This is a genomic window from Paracoccus sp. PAMC 22219 (genome assembly GCF_000787695.1).
GTDB lineage: Bacteria > Pseudomonadota > Alphaproteobacteria > Rhodobacterales > Rhodobacteraceae > Paracoccus.
Genome location: NZ_BBPH01000135.1, coordinates 1 through 5,997, shown reverse-complemented (window position 1 = coordinate 5,997; position 5,997 = coordinate 1). Strand labels below are relative to the sequence as shown.

Genomic DNA, 5,997 nt, shown 5'->3' with positions numbered 1-5,997 from the left:
CGCGCGGCGATGGCCCGCAGGGCGGGAACCGAGAAATCGGGCGTTCCCATGAAGATCACGCGCATCGGGCAGGCCTCCGGTTGGTGCCTGCCCTAGATGCCCGCGCGGGGGGCGGGCTTCAAGCCCCGCAACCCGCGCCCCAATCGGTGACGGCATCCTGTTGGCGGCGCATGCGCAGGAGTGCCGAGCTTTCGTCCAGCGCCACGTCGCCGCACAGGATCGGTTGCCCCGCCGCCACGTCCCGGCGCAGCGCGCGCCCGGCCGCCAGGTAATAGGGCACCGGCGCATCGTCCGTGATCCGCGCCGCGGGCGTCATCCGGCCCGAGACATGGGCGATGGTGTGGTGATGCCCCTCGGCCCGCAGGACGGTGCCGGCGGGCAGGTCGGCATCGGCAAAGGCGGTCAGGTCCACGACCGGGCGCGGGCTGCGCGCGCCCGACGACACGCCATGCAGCGCGGCCTCGAACACGGTGGTTGCGGCCTCCAGGCCCAGCAGGTGGCGCGGCAGGCCGATCATCGCCGTGCGCCCGTCGCGGGACACCACGTGGCCCTTGTCGCGCAGCATGTCCCACGTGTCGGGATCGTCGCAGGCCACGGTGACGAAGACGCCGCCCGCGAAACTGACCTCTCCGGGCAGGCGCAGGCAGTGGAACACGTCCAGCCGGCCCTGCCCCGACAAAGCCCGCCCCGGTCGGTCATCAGGTCCGCGACCTCGGGGATGCGGGCGATGGGGGCATGTAGGTCGGCGCGGTCGGGCACGAACCCCAGGGCGTTGGCGACCAGCGTCAGCTCGCACAGGTCCGGCACGGCGCGCTGCGGCAGCGCGTGCAGCGCGCGGGCCCGGCCCGCCGCGACCGTGGGCCAGGGACGGTCCGCCGGGTCCAGCCAGTCGCCCAGACCGGGGGCCGCGACGGTGACGCCGTTGCTGACCACCTGACCCGTGGCGGGATCAAAGACGAAATCGTATTCGCTGGACTTGCCCGCCGCGATGATGCGCAGGCCGATGACCTGCGCCCAGGTCGCCAGCCCGATCAGCAGGCTGGGCTGATCGCCGTCCACCGGTGCCACCACCCGGCCCCGGTCGCGGGCCATGCGCGACAGGATCGGGCCCACGACGCTGTCGGTCTCCTTGGTGACCATCACCACGTGATGTCCGGCCTCGATGGCCAGCTGCGCGTGGCGGGCGCCGGCCTCCGGATCGCCGGTGGCCTCCAGCACCACGTCCAGCGGCAGGTCGGCCACCACGGCCAGATCGCCCGCGGCGATCCAGTGGCCCGCGTCCCAGGCCGCCCGCGCGGCCGCCGCGTCGGTGCAGGGAACGATCCGCGCCGGGTCCACGCCCACCGATGCCAGCGCCGCCGCCGCGGTACCCGCATCGCGGTCCACCGCGACCCGGCAGGCCAGCCCGCCGACCAGCCGCGCCTGCGCCAGATAGCTGCGCCCGAACCCGCCCGTGCCGATGATGGCGGTCTGGACGGTGCGCCCCTGTCGGGCGGAGAAATGACCGATCAGGTTCATGCGACCACCTTGCGGTTGCGGCGCAGGCTCAGCGCCAGGCCCAGCGTCTTGGGCAGGATCAGCAGCGCCAGCGCCACGATCATGATCCCGGTCACCAGCGGGTTGGCAAAGAAGATGCCCAGCGAGCCGTCCGACAGCAGCATCGACTGGTGGAACGCGTTCTCGGCCTTGTGGCCCAGCACCATCGCCAGGATCATCGGCGCCAGCGGATAGTCCAGCTTGGTGAACATGAAGCCCACGATGCCGAAGACCAGCACCACCCACAGATCAAAGGTCGCGCTGCCGACGGTATAGGCGCCGACGAAACAGATCGCGACGATCATCGGCCCGATGATGGTGAACGGAATGCGCAGCAGCGCCGCGAACATCGGCACGGTGGCCAGCACCAGGATCACCCCCAGCAGGTTCGACACGTACATGCTGGCGATCAGGCCCCAGACGAAATCGGGCTGGGTCGCGAACAGCATCGGCCCCGGCGTCAGGCCCCAGATCATCAGACCGCCCATCATCACCGCGGCCGTGGCCGATGACGGCACGCCCAGCGCCAGCATCGGCAGCATCGCGCAGGTGCCGGCGCTGTGGTCGGCGGTCTCGGGCGCCACGATCCCCTCGGGGCGGCCGGTGCCGAACGCCGCACCCTTGCGCGACGCCTGGCGGGCCACGCCATAGGACATGAAGCTGGCCGCCGTCGGCCCCCCGGGCGTGATGCCCATCCAGATGCCGATCATGCCCGACCGCAGCATGGTGGCCCAGTATTTCGGCAGCTCGGCCAGGGTCTTCAGCACGTCGCGCAGGTCGATCTTGGACGACACGCCGCGGAACCGCAGCCCCTCCTGCACGGTGGCCAGCAGCTCTCCGATGCCGAACAGGCCGATCACCACGACCAGAAAGCTGACCCCGCCCAGCAGGTCGGAGAACCCATAGGTCAGGCGGATCGACCCGGTGACGCTGTCCATGCCGACCGATGCCAGGATCAGGCCGGCGGTCAGCGACACCAGCGTCTTCATGGGGGCCGCGCTGCCCATCCCGATGAAGGCCGCGAAGGCCAGGAAGTAGACCGCGAAATATTCCGGCGCGCCGAACCGCAGCGCGAATTGCGACGCCCAGCCCGCCAGCAGGGTGATGACCATGATGCCCATCAGCGCGCCGATGCCCGACGACACGAAGGCCAGCGTCAGCGCGCGGGTCGATTCCCCGTTCCGCGCCATCGGATAGCCGTCGAAGGTGGTGGCGACCGATGACGGCTCTCCGGGGATGTTGAACAGGATCGACGTGGTCGACCCCCCGAACAGCGCGCCCCAGTACATCGACGACAGCAGGATGATGGCCGAGGTCGGGTCCAGCGCGAAGGTCAGCGGGATCAGCAGCGACACCCCGTTGGGCGCCCCCAGACCCGGCAGAACGCCCACGACCAGGCCCATCAGCACGCCCGCCACCATCAGCATCAGGTGCATCGGGGTGATCGCCACGGAGAATCCGTGCATCAGCAGATCGAAATTGCCCATTGTCGCGGCCCCTTAATAGATGCCCAGAAGCGGCTCCAGCGGCCCCTTCAGCAGCGGAATCTGAAAGATCGTCTCGAAGATCAGGTACAGGCTGACGGCAAAGCCCGCGCCGATGGCCAGCCCCACCCACAGGCGGAACCCGCCCTGACGCCAGGCGGTCAGCCCGATATACAGGGTCGCCGCGACGTAAAAGCCGACCGTCAGCATGCCGATGACAAAGGCGGTCATCGCGCCCAGGAACCCCGCGACGCGGATCAGGTGATCGCGCGGCAGGAACGGCTCCTCGGGGTCGTCCAGGGGGTCGGGGGGCGTGCGCTGCGCCTTGCGGTGCGCGGCGATGGCGCCGCCCAGGTTCCACAGGCTGGCCCCGATCAGCACGATCGCGACCCAGAACGGGAAATAGCCCGCCTGCGGGCCATGATCGCTCCACCCGGTGCCCAGTTCGGCGGCGCCGACGATGGCCGCCACGCCCAGTGCGCCGGTGGTGATTGCCGTGCCGATCTCGGCCTGAAAACGTTTGACGGTCATGACCCTCCCTTTCCCCTGTGGCAAAAGGGGCACCCGGATGATCCCGGATGCCCCGATGCGCTTACTGTGCGGCGGCGGTGACCCAGCCCTCGGCCTCGAAGACGGTCACGGTTGCGGCCTCGTTCTCCTCGATGAAGGCGGTCAGGTCGTCCCCGGTCAGCACCGCCGCGGTCTGCGAGGTCTTGGCCAGATAGTCCTGCCATTCCTGGGTCTCGGCCACGCGGCTCAGCGCGTCCTCGTAATACGCCACTACCTCGGGGTCGGTGCCCGCGGGCAGCCAGACGGTGCGCGGCATCTGATAGCGCTCGATGTCCAGCCCCTGCTCGGCGCAGGTCGGGATGTCGTGCCAGCCCATGTCGCCGTTGACCGGCTCCGATTCCGCCATCCGCTGCGGAGAGAACACGCACAGCGGACGGATCGCGCCCGCCTGCCACTGGCCGATGTTCTCGTTCGGGTTGTTGACGTTCGCGGCGACATGGCCACCCGCCAGTTGCACGCCGACCTCTCCGCCGCCGTTGAAGGGGATGTACTTGAAATCGGCCCCGGTGGTCTGCTCGATCAGCGCGACCAGCGTCTCGTCGGTGTCCTTGGACTGGCTGCCGCCAAAGACGATGGTGCCGGGTTCGGCCTTGGCGGCCTCGATCAGCTCCATCGACGTCTGCCACGGCGCGTCGGCCTTGACCCAGATCAGGAACTCGTCCAGCGCCAGGGCCGCGACCGGCTGCAGGTCCTCGGCCGAATAGGCCAGCTGGGCCACATGCGGCAGCAGATAGACGTTGTTGGTGCCAAAGATCAGCTTGTGCGGATCGGCGGCGTTCTGGCGGGCGTACAGGAACGCCTCGGCGCCCGAACCGCCGCCCTTGTTCAGTACGACCATGTTCTGGTCCAGGATGTCGTTGCGCGTCAGCGCGGCCTGGATGGTGCGGGCGAAATTGTCGGTCCCGCCGCCGGCACCCGATGCCACGACGAATTCCACCGGACGCTGCGGCGCCCATTCGGCCAGCGCCGGAATGGTGGCGGCAAGCACGGCGGTACCTGCGATCAGTGCGGTCTTGATGGTCATTGTCTCTCTCCTCCCAAAGATGATGTGACCCGCTTGGCGCGCGGGAAGAAGACCGGGCGCCTATTCGGCGACCAGCAATGTCGGGGCGACCTCTGCCTGCGCCCAGCCTGCGGGCAGCGCGCGCGGCGTGCGGGCAGGGTTCAGCGCGGCCAGGTCGCGGCCAAGGCGCGCGGCGGTCAGCGTCGCGCCCAGATCGGCGCGCCCCTGCCCCGCGATGTCAAAGGCCGTGCCATGCGCGGGCGTCACGATCGGAAAGCCATAGCCCGCGATCAGCGTCACGCCGCGGTCAAAGCCCATCAGCTTCATCGCGATCTGGCCCTGGTCGTGATACATGGTCAGCACCGCGTCGAATTCGCCGCGGATGGCGCGCACAAAGACGGTGTCGGACGGGATCGGCCCCTTGGCGTCGATGCCCAGCGCCACGGCCTGCGCCACGGCGGGGGCCAGGATCTCGTCATCCTCGTGGCCGAAATTGCCGCCGTCGCCCGCATGGGGGTTCAGCGCCGCGACGCCGATCCGCGCGCCGGGCTTGCCCGCACCGGCCATGACCTCGGCCGTCAGGCGCAGGCTGTCCACGATGCGTTCCGTGGTCAGCGTCTCGGCCACCTTGCGCAGCGGGATGTGGCTGGTCACGCGGGCGTTCCAGACCTCCTCCAGGACGTTGAACTCGCGCCCGCTGCGATCTGCGTGCAGCACCGCGTCGATGAAGCCGATCTCGTCGACATAGCTGGGCCGCGCCAGCCGCATCGAATGCTTGTTGAAGGGCGTGAACATGGCCGCATCCGCGATGCCCGCCCCTGCCAGCTGCAGCACGCAGCCGAAATTCTGCAGGCAGGCCGCGCCGGCATGGGCGCTGGACTGGCCCAGGGTCATGCCCTCCACCGCGCAATTCGCCAGATCCAGCAGCACGTGCCCCGGCGCCATGTCGGGTCCGACCTGATCGACGCCGATCCGGGGCAGGTCCAGCGTGACGCCCGCATGGCGCGCGCCCATCTCCAGCACCCGCGCATCGCCGACGACGATCACGTCCAGGGCCTTCATGTCGTCATGGGCCAGCAGTTTCGCCGCCAGTTCCGGGCCGACGCCCCCGGCATCCCCCAAGGCCAAAGCAATGCGCATGTCTCTCTCCGTCTGGAATGATGTTTCAGGGGTGGCGCGACACCGCGCCGCCCGAATTCAGCGGGCCAGCGCCCCGGCCACGACCCGCGCGCACAGCGCCAGCGAGATCGCGCCCGCATCGGGATGCCCGATGCTGCGTTCCGCCAGCGGGCGTGCCCGGCCCAGCCGCGGCGTCAGGCCCGCAGTCGCATCGGCGGCAGCACTCGCCGCACGGGCGGCGGCATCCCAGGCATCCGCCAGCGCCGCGCCCTGCCCGACCTGCGC

General features: G+C 69.9%; 7 protein-coding genes. All 7 read right to left on the bottom strand.

Features of this window, described 5'->3' with window-relative positions; translation table 11 throughout:
• Positions 1 to 118 precede the first annotated feature (118 nt).
• Positions 119 to 565 (bottom strand): SAF domain-containing protein, encoded by a 447-nt coding sequence (locus tag TY51_RS23580; protein WP_231559078.1) that lies wholly within the window; start codon positions 563 to 565, stop codon positions 119 to 121.
• A complete protein-coding gene (locus tag TY51_RS14810) occupies positions 514 to 1,518 on the bottom strand; it encodes a hypothetical protein (protein WP_231559077.1) in 1,005 nt (334 codons plus the stop codon). The genes TY51_RS23580 and TY51_RS14810 overlap by 52 nt, the downstream gene beginning before the upstream one ends.
• Entirely contained in the window at positions 1,515 to 3,023 is a 1,509-nt protein-coding gene (locus tag TY51_RS14805) for a tripartite tricarboxylate transporter permease (protein ID WP_042250801.1), read from the bottom strand. Before TY51_RS14805 ends, TY51_RS14810 begins: the two co-directional genes overlap by 4 nt.
• 12 nt (positions 3,024 to 3,035) lie before the next feature.
• Complete coding sequence (locus tag TY51_RS14800) at positions 3,036 to 3,551, bottom strand: tripartite tricarboxylate transporter TctB family protein (protein WP_042250799.1); 516 nt, start codon at positions 3,549 to 3,551, stop codon at positions 3,036 to 3,038.
• Positions 3,552 to 3,612: 61 nt separating this feature from the next.
• A complete protein-coding gene (locus TY51_RS14795; protein ID WP_042250796.1) occupies positions 3,613 to 4,614 on the bottom strand; it encodes a tripartite tricarboxylate transporter substrate binding protein in 1,002 nt (333 codons plus the stop codon).
• A gap of 60 nt (positions 4,615 to 4,674) precedes the next feature.
• Entirely contained in the window at positions 4,675 to 5,733 is a 1,059-nt protein-coding gene (locus TY51_RS14790; protein ID WP_042250795.1) for a 4-hydroxythreonine-4-phosphate dehydrogenase PdxA, read from the bottom strand.
• Positions 5,734 to 5,790: 57 nt separating this feature from the next.
• Positions 5,791 to 5,997 (bottom strand): DAK2 domain-containing protein (locus tag TY51_RS14785; protein ID WP_042250794.1); only part of this gene is annotated, 207 nt, incomplete at its 5' end.